This window comes from Shimia sp., assembly GCF_039969785.1.
Lineage (GTDB): Bacteria > Pseudomonadota > Alphaproteobacteria > Rhodobacterales > Rhodobacteraceae > Shimia.
Window position 1 is genome coordinate 122,787 of sequence record NZ_JBDVNC010000018.1, and the last position, 15,030, is coordinate 137,816.

The 15,030-nt window shown below is 58.1% G+C and carries 15 protein-coding genes and 1 riboswitch; of the genes, 7 read left to right on the forward strand and 8 right to left on the reverse strand.

Annotated elements, in window-relative coordinates:
- Positions 1-172 precede the first annotated feature (172 nt).
- On the reverse strand, positions 173-1,744 hold the full coding sequence (locus tag ABJI08_RS10020; protein ID WP_348401695.1) for a 2-isopropylmalate synthase: 1,572 nt from the start codon (positions 1,742-1,744) through the stop codon (positions 173-175).
- Positions 1,745-2,039: 295 nt separating this feature from the next.
- On the opposite strand from ABJI08_RS10020, the gene ABJI08_RS10025 reads away from it, so the two are divergent.
- Both ABJI08_RS10025 and ABJI08_RS10030 read left to right on the forward strand, forming a co-directional pair.
- Positions 2,040-2,525: a hypothetical protein gene (locus tag ABJI08_RS10025; protein WP_348401696.1), complete on the forward strand. Its 486-nt coding sequence runs from the start codon at positions 2,040-2,042 to the stop codon at positions 2,523-2,525.
- Between the two features lie 3 nt (positions 2,526-2,528).
- A complete protein-coding gene (locus ABJI08_RS10030; protein WP_348401697.1) occupies positions 2,529-3,134 on the forward strand; it encodes a TetR/AcrR family transcriptional regulator in 606 nt (201 codons plus the stop codon).
- 227 nt (positions 3,135-3,361) lie between these two features.
- Here ABJI08_RS10030 and ABJI08_RS10035 read toward each other — a convergent pair whose 3' ends face one another.
- From ABJI08_RS10035 to ABJI08_RS10045, 3 genes are read right to left on the reverse strand one after another with little or no spacing between them, the layout of a single operon-like run.
- Entirely contained in the window at positions 3,362-4,471 is a 1,110-nt protein-coding gene (locus ABJI08_RS10035) for a hypothetical protein (protein WP_348401698.1), read from the reverse strand.
- Positions 4,449-4,976, reverse strand: coding sequence for a hypothetical protein (locus tag ABJI08_RS10040; RefSeq protein WP_348401699.1), 528 nt, complete (start codon positions 4,974-4,976; stop codon positions 4,449-4,451). Before ABJI08_RS10040 ends, ABJI08_RS10035 begins: the two co-directional genes overlap by 23 nt.
- A gap of 29 nt (positions 4,977-5,005) precedes the next feature.
- On the reverse strand, positions 5,006-6,391 hold the full coding sequence (locus ABJI08_RS10045; protein WP_348401700.1) for a 2-isopropylmalate synthase: 1,386 nt from the start codon (positions 6,389-6,391) through the stop codon (positions 5,006-5,008).
- Between the two features lie 155 nt (positions 6,392-6,546).
- On the opposite strand from ABJI08_RS10045, the gene ABJI08_RS10050 reads away from it, so the two are divergent.
- Positions 6,547-8,205: an NAD+ synthase gene (locus ABJI08_RS10050; protein WP_348401701.1), complete on the forward strand. Its 1,659-nt coding sequence runs from the start codon at positions 6,547-6,549 to the stop codon at positions 8,203-8,205.
- Positions 8,206-8,267: 62 nt separating this feature from the next.
- Here ABJI08_RS10050 and ABJI08_RS10055 read toward each other — a convergent pair whose 3' ends face one another.
- From ABJI08_RS10055 to ABJI08_RS10065, 3 genes are all read right to left on the reverse strand, one after another.
- Positions 8,268-9,215, reverse strand: coding sequence for a 1-phosphofructokinase family hexose kinase (locus tag ABJI08_RS10055; protein WP_348401702.1), 948 nt, complete (start codon positions 9,213-9,215; stop codon positions 8,268-8,270).
- 83 nt (positions 9,216-9,298) lie between these two features.
- On the reverse strand, positions 9,299-9,703 hold the full coding sequence (locus ABJI08_RS10060) for a metallopeptidase family protein (RefSeq protein ID WP_348401703.1): 405 nt from the start codon (positions 9,701-9,703) through the stop codon (positions 9,299-9,301).
- Positions 9,704-9,758: 55 nt separating this feature from the next.
- Positions 9,759-10,688 (reverse strand): MBL fold metallo-hydrolase, encoded by a 930-nt coding sequence (locus ABJI08_RS10065; RefSeq protein WP_348401704.1) that lies wholly within the window; start codon positions 10,686-10,688, stop codon positions 9,759-9,761.
- 111 nt (positions 10,689-10,799) lie between these two features.
- Here ABJI08_RS10065 and ABJI08_RS10070 point away from each other — a divergent pair, with 111 nt between their 5' ends.
- The 3 genes from ABJI08_RS10070 (at position 10,800) to gltX (ending at position 13,489) form a co-directional block, all read left to right on the forward strand.
- Complete coding sequence (locus ABJI08_RS10070; RefSeq protein ID WP_348401705.1) at positions 10,800-11,228, forward strand: DUF1801 domain-containing protein; 429 nt, start codon at positions 10,800-10,802, stop codon at positions 11,226-11,228.
- An 88-nt stretch (positions 11,229-11,316) separates the two neighbouring features.
- Complete coding sequence (locus ABJI08_RS10075; protein WP_348401706.1) at positions 11,317-12,009, forward strand: hypothetical protein; 693 nt, start codon at positions 11,317-11,319, stop codon at positions 12,007-12,009.
- Positions 12,010-12,163: 154 nt separating this feature from the next.
- Positions 12,164-13,489 (forward strand): glutamate--tRNA ligase, encoded by a 1,326-nt coding sequence (gene gltX, locus ABJI08_RS10080; RefSeq protein WP_348401707.1) that lies wholly within the window; start codon positions 12,164-12,166, stop codon positions 13,487-13,489.
- 190 nt (positions 13,490-13,679) lie between these two features.
- On the opposite strand, the gene ABJI08_RS10085 is transcribed toward gltX, so the two are convergent.
- Positions 13,680-14,243, reverse strand: a complete 564-nt coding sequence (locus tag ABJI08_RS10085; protein ID WP_348401708.1) for a gamma-glutamylcyclotransferase family protein — start codon at positions 14,241-14,243, stop codon at positions 13,680-13,682.
- A 94-nt stretch (positions 14,244-14,337) separates the two neighbouring features.
- Between ABJI08_RS10085 and ABJI08_RS10090 the strand changes: the two genes are divergently transcribed.
- Entirely contained in the window at positions 14,338-14,796 is a 459-nt protein-coding gene (locus ABJI08_RS10090) for an Rrf2 family transcriptional regulator (protein WP_348401709.1), read from the forward strand.
- 50 nt (positions 14,797-14,846) lie between these two features.
- Positions 14,847-14,934, forward strand: a riboswitch (glycine riboswitch).
- Positions 14,935-15,030: the final 96 nt, after the last annotated feature.

Below are 15,030 nucleotides of genomic sequence, written 5' to 3' on the forward strand. Positions count from 1 at the left end.
CTGATTTCCTCCCAATAAAATGTTGCTTATGGAAACCAATGTGCCAGATTCATGTTTTTTCGGCAAGAAATGTGATCACTGCCAAGACACGTTTTAGTTGTATCCACGAACAGGCACGTACAAAAAAGCCGCCCCGAGGGGCGACCTTAATGTTGTTAATTTTCGGTGTCTATCAGGCCATATCCTTGTAGGAAATTTCCCGTGCATCCGCGCCTTCGCCCATTTTGGTGCGACGCACCAGCAGGCGGTTGAGCGCGTGGATATAGGCTTTGGCTGAGGCCACAACCGTGTCGGTGTTGGCCGATTCCCCGGTGGCGATGTTGCCATCTTCCTCAAGGCGCACAGATACGGTGGCCTGGGCATCAGTGCCTTCGGTCACCGCCTGCACCTGATACAGCGACAGGCGCGCGGTATTGGGATGCAACTCGCGGATGGCCTTGAACGTGGCATCGACCGGCCCGTCACCTTGCGCCGTGGCACTGACATCCTTGCCGTTGATTTCCATTTCAACCGTGGATTCCGCAGGACCACCCGTGCCGCAGACCACTTTCATAGACACCAGTTTCAGCGCATCATTTGCGGCGTCTTCACCCACGCGCACCAGCGCGACGATGTCGTCGTCAAACACCTCTTTCTTGCGGTCGGCCAGTTCTTTGAAGGACACAAAGATGTCCTTGAGTTGGTTGTCGCCAACGTCAAAGCCCAAGTTTTCCAGTTTGTCACGCAATGCCGCGCGGCCCGAGTGTTTGCCCAGCGGCAAAGACGTGCCTGACAGGCCGACATCTTCGGGGCGCATTATCTCAAAATTCTCGCGGTTTTTGAGCATGCCATCCTGATGGATGCCGCTTTCATGGGCAAAAGCGTTTTTGCCAACAATCGCCTTGTTGAACTGCACCGGAAAGCCCGACACGGTGGCGACCCGGCGCGAAATGGCCATGATCTTGGTGGTGTCAATGCGGGTGTGCCATGGCATGATGTCATGCCGGGTTTTCAGCGCCATCACCACCTCTTCGAGCGCGGTATTCCCTGCACGCTCGCCCAGGCCGTTGATCGTGCATTCGATCTGACGGGCGCCCCCGGCAACAGCCGCCAGCGAATTGGCGGTCGCCATGCCAAGGTCATTGTGACAGTGGGTGGCAAAGATCACGTCATCCGCGCCGGGCACGGTGGCGATCAGATTGCGGATCAGATCAGCGCTTTCGACCGGTGCCGTATAGCCAACGGTGTCAGGGATGTTGATCGTGGTCGCCCCGGCCTTGATGGCGATCTCAACTACGCGGCACAGGTAATCCCATTCCGTGCGGGTGGCATCCATTGGCGACCATTGCACGTTTTCGCACAGGTTGCGCGCGTGGGTCACAGTTTCGTGGATTTTGTCGGCCATCTCGTCCATGGTCAGGTTCGGAATGGCGCGGTGCAGCTCGGACGTGCCGATAAAGGTGTGAATGCGGTTTTGTTCGGCGTGTTTCACAGCCTCCCAACAGCGGTCGATATCCGCGAAGTTGGCCCGGGCCAGCCCGCAGATGCGACTGTTGCTGGCGTTCTTCGCAATTTCGCTGACGGCGCGAAAATCGCCCTCTGACGCGATTGGAAAACCGGCTTCGATGATGTCCACGCCCATCTCGTCCAGCATACCGGCGATCTCAAGTTTTTCGTCATGGGTCATGGTGGCGCCGGGGCTTTGTTCGCCGTCGCGCAGGGTCGTGTCAAATATGACAACGCGGTCAGATGTCTTGTCAGTCATGTCGGATCTCTTTCAGTGTTCTCCAGAAGCCAGGGCGCGAAACGGCATCCTCTGAGCGGTCGCGCCAAAGAACGGCACGCTCAGAGGCGGGCTAGGAGAAGCAGGAGGCCAGCCGGAATCGCCGCGCAGGTGCACGTAGCTTTGGGGGCGATATGGGGCCAATTGGTCATGTCACCAGTTTATAAGCGCTGGAGCGCGAAGATAAAGACAAAAAGTGACGGGCGGGATATTGAAATTTTAATTAGTGAGTGATAACTAATTACCCGACACGCGCATCTGATAAGGAGACATGGGTATGGATATGGCAGGCAAAGCAGGCTGGGCTGTTGCAGGCGTCCTTGCGGCGGCGTTGGGGCTTAGTGGATATGTGTTTGTCGTGGGGGGCAATACAGTGCCTTACGAAGACGGGCGCACGGTGATCCTTTTGACCAAGGATGAACGCAATCTGGTGCTTGGGGAAATGCGTGGTCTGTTAGAGGCGGTTCAAGGTATTACGCAGGCCGCTGTGGCTGGCGATATGGACGAAGTTGCCGCGCAGGCGAGCGCCGTGGGCATGGCAGCTGCAGATGGCGAAAGCCCGGCGCTGATGGCCAAGCTGCCACTGGACTTCATGACCTTGGGGCTTGGGGCACACCGTTCAATGGATGCTTTGGCCGAATTGGCAGGAACTACTGACGATCCGCTGGTTATTCTGGGGGCGATGGGGGATGCTATGGATGCCTGCACCGGGTGCCACGCCGGATATCGGCTTGGTGTGGAAGGCATAGACGGAGGCAGCTAAAGCTTGGCCAGAGAACGCAAAAGCGCAGAAGACCGCAAGGCCGAGATCGTGCAGATCGCCATCCAGCTGGCCGGAGAACTGGGCCCGGACCGGGTCACAACGCAGGCGCTGGCCGACGCGGTCGGGTTGAGCCAGCCTGCAATATTTCGGCATTTCCCGACCAAGCCGGATATCTGGCTGGCAGTGGGGCAAACCATAGCCAGGCGCATGGAGATGCAGGCCGCACCCGAGCCGGGAAATGATCCGCTTGCCGTGCTTGAGGCGCTGGTGGCGCGCTATCTTGGGCAGATCATGCAAACGCCCGCAATTCCGGCGATCCTGTTTTCGCGCGAGCTGCACGTGGAAAACGAGGCGCTGCGGCGCCATTTTGAAACCGTGATGACAGGCCGGCGCAAGATGTTCGAAGCCCTGATCCGTGAGGCACAATCGCAAGGACAGGTGGAAGAGGGCTCCGATAAGGCTGCTGATCTGGCGGCGCTGGTGCTGGCCAGCATTCAGGGGCTGGCAATGCGCTGGTCACTCGAAGCGCGTGGATTTGATCTTGAAGCAGAAGGTCGCCGGTTGATCGGGCAACTGATCCGGGGCTGTGCGGGACCTGTGGTCAGATGATCGGAGCAGTGCTTTAGAACGCGCCTGTTGGGCTCTCAGTTATGTTGTCCTGTTTGCCTAGGATTGATTCCGGGTCCTGTCGCCCCCGCGATTGCCGCCATTTGTCCGGGGCAGGACAACGTGGCGTTGGCCATCGCTGCCGCCGGTCTTCTGTTAATCCTGATAGCGATAACACCAGCCGTTGCCGGGCGTTTTTGCATGGGAAACGGCTGTGATCCTCTGGTGATTTATGGACTGGTCGCAAGGACGGTTTTTGCCCTTGCATAGGCAGCAAAAAGGGCCGGGCCGGAATGTTTGCTGCATGCGTAGAGGCTACCGCCTTGGGCCATGTGGCTTACATAGTCTTTTTGAGAAAGTGTCTGGAAGCGCTTGATGTCGAGCACGATGCCTGATCGGCAGGCAAATTGCTGATGTTCGGACCGGATCAGCGCGTTTTTCAGGGACGGAGGAGCGATAGAGGCCTCGAACGCAGTGCGGGCTGTGTTGGGCTTGGCACCTGGTATTTGTTGATCTTCATAGGCGGTGAACATTTCAAAAAGATTGATCACGCCGGTGCTGTGTTCCAGCACTGCGGCCACAAGATCAGAAGTGAGTTCAGCAGTTGTCAGGTCGATTTGACCGGCGTCAAGTTCGGCAAAATGATTATCCTGAAAATGCACCGCCTCGTGAATCAGGAAGAAACGCAGCATCGCGGCCATATGGCTTTCGAAATAGGGGCCGGTCAACAAGATGCTTTCTGCGGAGTTGCGAAACATGGCCTTTGTTTTCTCAGGGGTCTCGGGATTATTGATTGTCTTTTCCAGAAAACCCCGGGAGCCTTCTTCCGCCCTTTGGCATTTTCTTTCGGCGCAATCTGCCTGAAGATCTGTCTGAATTGCCTCATGCGCGCGGCCCAGGCAGGTACGCCATGTGGTGCCGGGTCTGCGGCAGGTGGCAAGGTGCGAGACTGTAGCGCTTGGCTTGTTTTTGTTGATCCTGCTTGGCGCGCCGAATCCAATTTGGCCAATCTTGCTGGCCAGCGTGAGATAGCAACTGTCTTGCACAAAGGCGGCGTCGACATGAATTGTACCGGATCGGTCGATTTGGGGGAAATAGCTGGGCGCGTGATCGTGGTATTTCAGCCGCAGGTCGGCGCGGCTGTCGGCAAATTGCGGCAGAGTCGTAACCTCGGTAAAGGTGCGTTCGAGTACGGCGCGCGTAACGTCCGGGGCGCATTGCGGCAGAACCTGATCGCGTACAAAGGCCTCTTCATCTTGTGCAATAGATTGCGAAGCCGTCAGGCATATGGCCAATGCAGCGCAGATTGCACCCAGCCTAGCGCGCAATGCGCGCGACATAGGAATTGCCAAAAATGTCTGTAAATACAATCTCATCAAATTGCCCTTCAATTCCGTCATGACGCAAAGTGAACCGGTCACGCCCGCCGCTTTCAATCGCCTGCAGGACGGGCAGAACCACCACGACGCGATTGTTCAGACGACGTAGGCGCACCCGTGTGTTTTGGCCGCCAAGCGAATAGACGGCGGTGGTTTCAGGGGCGGCGTTCAGCGTTTCGGTGGTGCTCTCTGGTATCTCGGCGAGGGCCAGAAGGTCGGGCGATGTGAAGGTGGGCATTGTGGGCGACACAAGGCGGACTTCGATCAGATCGAGGGGTTCGCTCGATGTGTTGCGCACAAAGATGTCATACCCGCTGTCGGCCGTCGTGGCCCGGATTTTGACGGTGTCCTGAGACAGAGTTGGGTTCGTCAAATAGGTTACTGCAATCGGCAGGGCCGCGCTGACCGCTGCCGCCGCAATACCGCCCGCGATCAGAAATTTATAGGCGCCCTTCAGGCTTGCCATGTACGATCCTTCCGACCGATGTATGTGCCCTAGTTCTTGAGTGCACCATTGTCCCAGTCGCCGCTGGCCTCTTCGCCGCTGGCATAACGCATGGTGCCTTCGCCCTGACGCTTGCCTGCCTTGAACGTACCCTCGTAAATGTCGCCATTGGCATAGGTGGCTACACCAACGCCGTTGATCTCGCCATTGTTCCATTCGCCGGAATACTTAAAGCCATCCGGCATCACGATCTCGCCAACGCCGTGGCGCTGGCCCTGGGCAAACTGGCCCGAATAGATCGTTCCATCGGCATAAGTTGCTTTGCCCATGCCGTGACGCTGGCCGTCGGCCCATTCCCCTTCGTAGCGATAGCCATCCGAATAGGTCATCACCCCGTGACCGTGATTGCGCGCGTTGGCGAATTCGCCCTCATAGATCAGCCCGTTGGCATAGCTTGCTTTGCCGACGCCGTCGATCACGCCGATTTTCCAGTCACCTTCATAGGTCGAGCCGTCATTATAGGTGATCAGCCCCTGACCATCGGCCAGATCATCCTTGAACTGTCCGACATAGATCGAGCCGTCAGGATAAGTGACCTGACCATTGCCTTCGATATGACCGTCGACCCAGTTGCCGGAATATTTGTATCCATCCGCCCCGACAAAATTGCCCTCGCCATGGCGTTGATCCGCTTCGAAATTGCCCTCATAGGCGTCGCCATTGGCATAGGTCACACGCCCGGTGCCCTGACGCTGACCGCCGACAAGCTGGCCGACATAGATGTCGCCATTGGGTTGGGTCAGTGTGCCTTCGCCTTCGATCTGACCACCCGCCCATGTGCCGGAATAGATCAGCCCGTCGGGCATGGTCAGCGTGCCGTCGCCTTCGCGCTCACCCGCCACAATCTGACCGTCATAGATGGTGCCGTCGGCATAGGTGATCTTGCCCAGACCCTCTTTGACGCCGTTCAGCCAGTCGCCTTCATAGCGATAGCCGCCGGGGCTGAGCATGACGCCTTTGCCGTGATGCATCGCGTTCTGAAAGCCGCCTTCATAGCGCACACCATTGGCGTAGATCGCAACACCGGTTCCGGTGATTTTGCCCTCGGCCCATTCGCCTTCATAGGTGCCGCCATCGGTGAAGGTGATCTTGCCAAAGCCATGCGGTTTGCCTTTGGCAAATTCGCCTTCAAATACCGAGCCATTGGGAAAGCGCGCCATGCCTTTGCCCTTGATCTCGCCATCGGTCCAGGCACCGGTATATTCGTATCCGTTGGGCAGCCGATATGTTCCCTCGCCGTGCTGAAGCCCGCCCTTGAACGTCCCTTCGTACACGCCGCCATCGTCATACTGCTTGGTCAGGACCTGACTGTCCTGTGCTGCGAGCGGCGCCGCTGCAACAAGGATGGCCAGGGTAAGTGCCTGAGTTCTGCTCATGTTTTTGATCCCCATGGGTTCGCCCCGCCGTTTTACGGCTTTTGCGAAATTCTAAGGCAAGGAGAAACCTGGGGCAACGGGTTTTGCAGTTTTACGCTTTTCCCTGCCGTGGGTTCTGCTAAATCTGCCTGTAAGCGATGCGACAGGAGGCCAATATGGCTGACACTTTCCGCCTGACAATGGCACAAGCCAACCCGACCATGGGCGACCTGAACGGCAATGCCGCCAAAGTGCGCGCCATCTGGGCAGAGGCCAAGGCCGCCGGATCTGACCTTGTGGCGTTTCCCGAGATGTTCATCGTTGGCTACAACGCGCAGGACCTGATCAAGAAACCAGCGCTGCAGCGCGCCGCAATGGATGTGATCGCGCAGCTGGCGGTGGAGTGTGCAGATGGTCCAACGGTCGCCGTGGGCGGGCCGTATGTCGATGGCGACCGTTTGTACAACGCCTATTTTGTGCTGAGAGATGGCAAGGTGGTGCATCGCCATCTGAAGCATCATTTGCCCAATTACACAGTTTTTGACGAAGAAAGGCTGTTTGATCATGGCCCGCTGGGCGGTCCTTATGACGTCAATGGTGTGCGCATCGGGTCGCCGATCTGTGAGGATGCGTGGTTTGAGGATGTGTCCGAGACACTGGAAGAAACCGGCGCGGAAATCCTCGTCGTGCCCAATGGGTCGCCTTATTACCGGGACAAGTTTGATCGCCGCATGAGCCATATGGTGGCCCGTGTGGTCGAAACCGGATTGCCGCTGGTCTATCTCAATATGGTGGGTGGTCAGGATGATCAGGTGTTCGACGGGGGCTCTTTTGTGCTGAACCCGGGCGGCGAGCTGGCCATGCAATTGCCGGTTTTTGACGAGGTCGTGGCGCATGTGGAATTCACCCGCACGGATCGTGGCTGGCGGTGTGGTGACGGTGACAAGGCTATTTTGCCCGCCGGAGAAGAGCAGGATTATCGCGTCTGCGTCGAGGCGCTGCGCGACTATATGGGTAAAACTGGATTCAAAAAGGTTCTGCTGGGCCTGTCGGGCGGCATTGATTCGGCGTTGGTGGCCACCATTGCCGTAGACGCGCTGGGCGCGGAAAACGTGCGCTGCGTGATGCTGCCGTCTGAATACACCTCGCAAGGCTCGCTGGATGACGCCAAAGACATCGCGGAACGGTTGGGATGCCGATACGATTTTGTGCCGATCCGCGAAGGGCGCGACGCCATCACCAATACGCTGGCCCCGTTGTTCGAAGGGTTAGAGTCCGGGTTGGCCGAGGAAAACATCCAGTCGCGCCTGCGTGGACTATTGTTGATGGCGATGTCCAATAAATTTGGCGAAATGCTGCTGACCACAGGCAATAAATCCGAGGTCGCGGTGGGCTATGCCACGATCTATGGTGACATGGCGGGCGGGTACAATCCGATCAAGGACATGTACAAGACCCGCGTGTTTGAAACCTCTCGCTGGCGCAACGAGGTGCATCGCGACTGGATGATGGGGCCTGCGGGCGAAGTTATCCCGGTACCGATCATCGAAAAGCCACCCTCTGCCGAGTTGCGCCCGGATCAGAAAGACGAAGACAGCCTGCCGCCCTACGACGTGCTGGATGCGATTCTGCTGATGTTGGTGGATGAGGAAAAATCCGTTGCCGAGATTGTCGCGGCAGGGTTTGACCGGGAAATCGTCAAACGGGTGGAATCGCTGGTGTATATCAGCGAATACAAACGCTTTCAGTCAGCGCCCGGTGCGCGGCTGAGCAAAAAGGCGTTCTGGTTGGACCGGCGTTATCCGATTGTGAACCGGTTCCGCGATCCGAGCTGAGGCAGACGCCTTGTTGGACGTCTGCGCGACCGAGAGACGGCGTCGGGTGCAAAACCGGGAGGTTAAATCTCGGTGACGTCAATTTGTGGCATCATGTCCCTGACCATATCCGGGTCGCAAAGACGGGTTGCCTCGGTTGTGACCGCTGATGCGGCGGTTGCTACGGCAAGGCGCAAACACTCGGGCGGTGCGTCATTTCTGGACAACGCATAGGTGAATCCACCAACAAAGCTGTCGCCGGCGCCGACCGCGCTGACAACTTTGACCCGGGGTGACACCGCGTGCCAGCAGCCATCGGAGGTTGCCAGAACGGACCCGTCCGGACCGCGCGACACCAGCACGTAGCGGGCAATGCCCCGGTCAACGAGGCTGCGGGCAAAGGCGGCCGTATCGGCGCGGCTCGGCAGGGCACGACCTGCCAGCCCTTCGGCTTCTTCTGCGTCCATGCGCAGAACATGCAGCGATTCGTGTGGGTCCTCGACCAGATTGGCCAGCGCAGGTCCAGACGTGTCGACCACAAGACGGGCGCGACGGTCCTGAACGTGGCCCGACAGGATTGCGGGAAAATTCTTGGCCACGCCCGGTGGCTGGCTGCCAGACAGCACAACCAGAGTTTCGCGCCCTGTTGCCTGATCAATGGTGTCCAGCGCACGGCGCAAATCGTTTTCGCTCCACGACGGGCCGGGCAGGACAAACCGGTATTGCCCGCCATCTGCTTCAGAGGTGACGGACAGGCTTTGACGGGTTTCGCCGGGGCCCTGAAAGCCCACGGTTGCGATGCCTTCCTGAGTCAGCAATTCCAACAGGCGCGCGCCGTTATTTCCGCCGATCGCAACCAGTGCTGCAGAGCGCCCGCCGAGCAGCTTGATCGCGCGGCTGACATTGATGCCACCGCCGCCGGGGTCAAATGCAGGGTCCGAACAGCGCAGTTTCAGGCCGGGCTCCAGCGCGCTGATCCCGGTCGCCAGATCCACGCATGGATTCAGTGTCACAGTCAGGATATCAGGCATGTCGCGGCTACTCCCCAGCAGATTCCGCTGCAGTATGGCCATCGCGGCGGGCAGGTCCAGCGCTTTCTGTTAGCGCTCACGGTTTATTCCCACCAGCGGTCGATTCTGGCGATGTCTGCGTCTGACCAGCCAAAGTGATGCGCGAATTCATGCACGGTCACATCGGCAACAAGGTCCGCCAGCGCGATGTCGCCCCGCGCACGCCATTCATTGAGGATTGGTTCGCGAAACAGCCAGACCATATCGGGCAGGGGGGCCGGATCACTGACAGATTTCAGGGGCAGGGGGATGCCTTCGTAAAGCCCGGTCAGGTCCGCCGGATTTGTTATGCCCAGATCGCCGAGTACATCCTTGGGCGGCCAGTCCGTGATCTGCACAACAACGTTGCACGCGGCAGAGCGAAACGCCGTTGGAAATCCGTCAATGGCAGCCTGTGCCATCTGGTGAAACCGGGAAAGGTTGGGGTCTGCATCAGCAAAGTATGCCATGGTCCAGCGCCCTATGAAAACCCGGCCCGACAGACATGTCGGACCGGGAAAGGGATCAACCCAGCATTAGTTGATAAGATGCAGGGACGTATTTGAACTGGTTGTTATGAGACTCAACAAATCCAACACCCGGCCACGGCATGTGATAGCCGACAAACGGAATGTTATCGGCCGCCATCATGCCCAGCATCTTTTTGCGGGTTTCGGCAGCGGCAGGCTTGTCCATGTCAAACTTGACCTCCCAGTCAGGGTGGGCAAGCGACCACACATAGTGGTTGGCAAAATCCGCAGCGATCACAAGCTGTTTGCCATTGCTTTCAATCATATAGGCCATGTGTCCGGGCGTGTGCCCATAGGCTGCGACAGAGGTGATACCGGACGCGACGGACGCACCGGGGTCGAGCATTTCAAAGCGGTCGGCATTGGGACGGATTTTGGCCTCAAACGCTTTGTTTTTGCCTGCCTTGTCCCACGCATTGAACTCGATCGCGCCGGTGACGTGGCGGGCGTTGGGGAATGTCAGCCCTGCCTCGCCAGCGACGCCGCCAATATGATCGCCGTGCATGTGGGTGATCACCACAGTGTCGATCTGATCAGGTGTATATCCGGCAGCCTTGAGCGTTTCGGTGATGCCACCGGGGTTCAGGCCGGTATCAAACAGCACCAACTCGGACCCGGTATTGACCACAGTTGGGGTAAAGAAGAACTGGGCCGCATCGGTTGGGATGTTGTTGGCCTTTGAGGTGGCGTTGAAGTCTTCCTCAGACGCGTTGAGGCCAAAGATTGTTTGCGGTCCTTCGACGGCGCGGGTGCCCGCCAAAAGAGTGGTGACTTCGAAGCCGCCAAGTTTCATGCGGTTAAAGCGGGTTGTGCCCACCCCAAGCATGTCAGCAGCGGCCAGCGCAGGGCTTGCGGCCCCGGCAAGCGGCAGCGCGGCAGCCCCCATAAGCAAATGGCGACGATTGATGTGTGGAGTCTTCAGCATGACGTGTCCTCTCTGACGGTCGTGAATCTCGATAAACCGGATAATATCGATTTTACGCACAGAAACGACAATTGGATTGAAAATCACGCAGAATTGACAACGATAAGCTTTATGAGTGCCAACAAAACAATCGCCACAGACGTTGATCCGGTCGATTTTCTGGCCAAAGCGGAACCCGCCCGCCGCCGCGAGGATGGATTGGTTTTGTTAGAGCTGTTCGGGCGGGTGACCGGTTTTCCTGCTGTGATGTGGGGTGATAGTATCGTGGGCTTTGGTCGCTATCACTATCGCTATAAAACCGGACGTGAAGGCGATTTTCTGGCGACAGGGTTTAGCCCACGCAAGGCGCAGATGTCGATTTACATCATGCCGGGATATCAGGACTACGAGACAATCCTGCAGCGACTTGGCAAGCACAAACTGGGCCGCAGTTGCCTGTATGTAAACAAGCTGGACGATATCGATCTGAGCGTTCTGGAAGAGTTGATAGAGACAGGAATGCGCGATCTGCATGCGTTGTGGCCAGTACATCCGCAGTAATTATTGGCGGTCTGTCGGGCGGCGCGGCCGTGGATTGTTCTCGTAAAAGTTGTTTACGTGACGCGCGTCTCACGGCAAACTGCATGACATGCGCGTTTTATTAAGTTTTTTTTGTCTGTCGATTCTGATGGGTTGTGGATCGGTCGATTATGAAAATGCACCGGTTGGCCGGTTCAAAGGATCCCTGCTGGTCATGTGGGTCAGCGAGGAAAAGTTTGTATTTGTTCCTGCACCGGGCGCGCCGCTGCGGTTTGAGCGCAATAATGCGTCGGCTAGTCTGCCGGTGATCATGCCCGAGATGATGTATACGGATGGCGGCTCGATCCCGAGGGCCGCCCGATTGTTTCAGGGCTTTTCACCATGGGGATATGCGCCCGCCTATATGGTGCATGACTGGATTTTCGTCGCGCGCCATTGCCTGACAGATGGCGATGCCACGCCAGCAGAGCAGGGTGTTGCGCAGATGACCTTTCAGGAAAGTGCCGAGGTCATTGCTGAAGCGATCCAGACATTGATTTTTGAGCGCAAAGTCCAGAAAAGCGACGTCGCGCCGCGGGTGGTTTCCGGCGCGGTCGCCGGACCAATTTCTTATAACCGATGGACAATCAAAGGGGCTTGCGAAGAGGATCGGGTATCTGAGCAGCATCGCGCTGAGGTTGAAGCTGCTTTGAACCAACTGGCGGGCAAGTCTTCGGCTGATGAAATAATTTTGCCGGGTGATCCCGGTGAGCCGGGTGTTCCGGTCACACCGGCCGGTATTGTAGCGCAGATTTCATTCTAAAGGCGCGTCTGCGGCGCACAGGTTGGTCTCGGTGTCGCCCAATGGGCGCCGCCTCGGATTGGCGCTTTGTCTTAATTGTCAGGCGTCACGGCGTGGTCGGGTAGTGGACAAAGCGGGTCAGGTGTGGAAAGGGATGCGGCAACAGGAGATTACCATGACGACCACACGTTTCGCCCCGTCGCCGACCGGCTATATTCATGTTGGCAACCTGCGCACCGCGCTGATGAACTATCTGATTGCCCGCAAGGCAGGCGGGGAGTTCATCCTGCGGATTGATGACACCGACCCCGAACGCAGCAAGCAGGAATATGTCGACGGAATTCAGCAGGATCTTGAGTGGTTGGGTCTGACATGGGGTCGGATGGAACGTCAATCTGACCGGTTGGAACGTTATGAAGACGCAGCCCAGACGCTGCGCGACATGGGGCGGTTTTATGAGTGCTTTGAAAGCCCGACAGAGCTGGACCTGAAGCGCAAGAAACAGCTGAACATGGGCAATCCGCCGGTCTATGACCGGTCTGCTCTGGCCTTGTCCGAGGATGAGAAGACCAATCTGCGGGCCGAGCGCGGCAATGGTCACTGGCGCTTTAAGCTGGATCAAACCCGGATCGAATGGGACGACGGTATTCTGGGACATCGCTCGATCGACGCAGCAAGCGTGTCTGATCCGGTGCTGATCCGGGGCGATGGTCAGTTTCTCTACACGCTGGCTTCGGTTTGTGACGACATCGACTATGGCATCACGAATGTGGTGCGTGGGTCGGACCATGTGACCAACACGGCCACGCAAATCCAGATCATTGAGGCGCTGGGCGGAAGCGTGCCAGGTTTTGCGCACCATTCGCTGCTAACCGGGCCACAAGGCGAGGCTTTGTCCAAACGTTTGGGCACATTGGCGCTGCGCGACCTGCGCGAGGCGGGCGTTGAGCCGATGGCGCTGCTGAGCCTGATGGCGCGTTTGGGATCAAGCGACCCGATTGAGCTGCGCGGAGCGATGGACGCGATTGCAGACGGGTTTGAAATTACTCATTTTGGCGCGGCGCCCACCAAGTTTGACGTTGCCGATCTGTATCCGCTAACGGCAAAGCTGTTGCATGACTTGCCGCTGGAAGACGTGGCGCAGGATGTTGCCGATGCCGGCGTGCCGGGTGACCTGGCCGCGCGTTTCTGGGATGTGACCAAGGCCAATATCACCACGCGCAAAGACTTCAAAGGATGGTGGGACCTGTTTGCCAACGGTGCCGAGCCGGACATTGACGCAGAAGATCGGGAGTTCATCGCACAGGCCATGACCTTGCTGCCAGACGGGCCGTTTGACGATGATACCTGGGGCAAATGGACGGCAGATGTAAAAGCCGCGACCGGGCGCAAGGGGCGGGGCCTGTTCATGCCTTTGCGCAAAGCCCTGACAGGGCAAAGCCACGGGCCCGATATGTCGTCGCTGATGCCGCTGCTGCAGGTGATCAAGGCGCGCGGTTAACGCGCGCCTCACCACTTCATTTTGCAAAAAATACTCCAAGGGTGAATTGGCCGCGCCAGAGGCCAAGAGGGAGCAGCGCTCCCTGCCGCGCTTGCGCGGCCACGCCCAACGCCATGCCGCGCTTGCGCGGCCACGCCCAACGCCCTGCCGCGCAACGTGTTGCGCTTCAGGGGGGCGGGAGCACGCCGGGTCAGGTGATAAGTGTCGCCTGTTGCTGGTGCAGACCTTCATCCACCAGATCGATGGCGGCTTCAGAGACAGGTTCATACCGTGGATACCGTGGCGCCGCGCGATCGTTCAGCATCGGGGCTGACCAGCCATGGGTGGTGGCAAAGAATCGCGCCACGCCAGCCTCTCCAAATTCCCGCAGATATCCCTGAACAACCGTGTCGACGTAGCTCAGCAGTACGGGATGTTCTGTGTCGGGCGCGCCGTGTTTGCCTTTTGGGACCGTATAGGTGGCCACGTCGATTGCGGCTGGCTTGGGATGTGACACCGCGTGATTGGCGTCAATCCGGTCATAGGCCCGTTCCCGTTCGTCCAGCGCGGCCCAGTCGCCATCCGGCACATGTGCGATTAACCCTTCGATCTCGCAATGCGGATCCGGTTCGATTGTCAGATAGGCCAGCGCGCGCAAATCGGTATGACGCCAGACGCGGCGCCACCCTGTCAGGCGGGCGGGATGGGTATCGCCATACTGATGCGTATCGCGGTTCACGAGGCTGCCGTAGCCAAAGAAATATGGGGCTTTCATAATGCGCACCCTGCCACACTCTTGATCCATGTCAATTCCGCAAGGCCCCTCATGCGCCATAAGGGATAGAACCAGAACAAGGGCGGAACCTCTCGTGCGTATCACAAAACGAACCAACATCGCGATTCGAGTGCTGATGTTCTGTACCGCTCACAGCGGTCGCCTGGTGACAAAACATGAGATTGCGGGGCGGTGCAACGCCTCGGAAAACCATCTGGCTCAGGTGATCAACCAACTGGCGCAGATGGGCGTGATCAACACCCAGCGCGGCCGCAATGGCGGGCTGGAACTGGCCCGACCGGCCTCACAGATCAGCATTGGCGAGATTTTTCGCATCATGGAGGCGCCGGTGCCTTTGACCGAGTGCTTTGCGGATGTCGACAATTCCTGTCCCCTGACCGAAGCCTGTCGGTTGCGGTATGCGCTGCAGGATGCCGCCGAGGCGTTTTATCTGCGGCTGGACGATGTCACACTGGATGCATTGGTATGTGACAACAGCGCCTTGCTCAATATTCTTGCGCCAGGTCCATGCGCGACACAAGCTGCTCAGTAAGCGACATTTTCTGGTCTTGCCAGCGCGCGAACTGCACACTACGGTACACCACAGATGACTCGGGAGAACTGGACTTGTCCGGTGCCGAAGGAGCAACCGCCCCGGAAACTCTCAGGCTGCAAGGACCGAGACATCTGAAGACAGACTCTGGAGAGAGGCGCGTTATGCGTCCGCCGAAGGGATAACGATCTCAGGCGAAAGGACAGAGGGGGCATCACACGCGCAACAAGTTTG